The organism is Vibrio sp. Y176 (assembly GCF_033438945.1).
Map to the genome: position 1 here is coordinate 1 of NZ_JAWOQS010000332.1, position 810 is coordinate 810.

An 810-nucleotide genomic window follows, 5' to 3' on the forward strand; every position below is an offset into this window, starting at 1 on the left:
CTACATGGGTATCAACCTTGGTGCTTTACTAGCCGGCGTGGTTTCTGGATCTGTAACGAACTCATTTGGTTGGAAAGCAGGTTTCGTAGCAGCGGGCGTGGGTATGATAATCAGCCTTGTCATGCAAATGTCGCTTTCACAGTCTTGGCTTGGTGATATTGGCCGTGAGCCAGCCGCGAAACGCGACCTAAACAATAAGAACGCCAAAACAAAACAGCCTCTTACCAAAGAAGAAGTAGATCGCATTAAAGTTATCTTGGTGATGAGCCTGTTTACTATCGTATTCTGGGCTGGTTTCGAGCAAGCTGGCGGTCTGATGAACATTTACACTCAGCAGTACACCGATCGTATGATTGGCGGTTTTGAAGTACCTGCAGCTTGGTTCCAGTCACTAAACCCATTCTTTATCATTACGCTTGCGCCTGTCCTTGCGGTTCTATGGGTGAAACTAGGTAAACGTGAACCAAACTCACCAGCGAAATTTGCTTTAGCTATGTTCTTCTTGGCACTAGGCTTCCTATGCATGGTTGGTGCAGTAATGGAACAAGGTGGTGATACCAACGTGAAAACATCCATGCTATGGCTAGTTGGCGCGTTTTTCTTCCATACTTTGGGTGAACTGTGTCTATCCCCTATTGGTCTGTCTCTTGTAACCAAACTGGCTCCGCTACGTCTTGCATCGTTGATGATGGGTGCATGGTTTGGTTGTAACGCTATTGCGAACTATGTCGCTGGTTACGTGGGTTCTCATGTGGGTGAACTTGGTGCAATGGCTATCTTTAGTTGCATCGCAGTAACTGCATTTATCAG

1 protein-coding gene is annotated in these 810 nt (G+C 46.5%); it reads left to right on the forward strand.

What is annotated here, in order from left to right; translation table 11 throughout:
* Positions 1 to 810, forward strand: an 810-nt coding sequence (locus tag R7O13_RS25885) for an oligopeptide:H+ symporter (RefSeq protein WP_318305076.1), incomplete at both ends; no start/stop codon positions are given.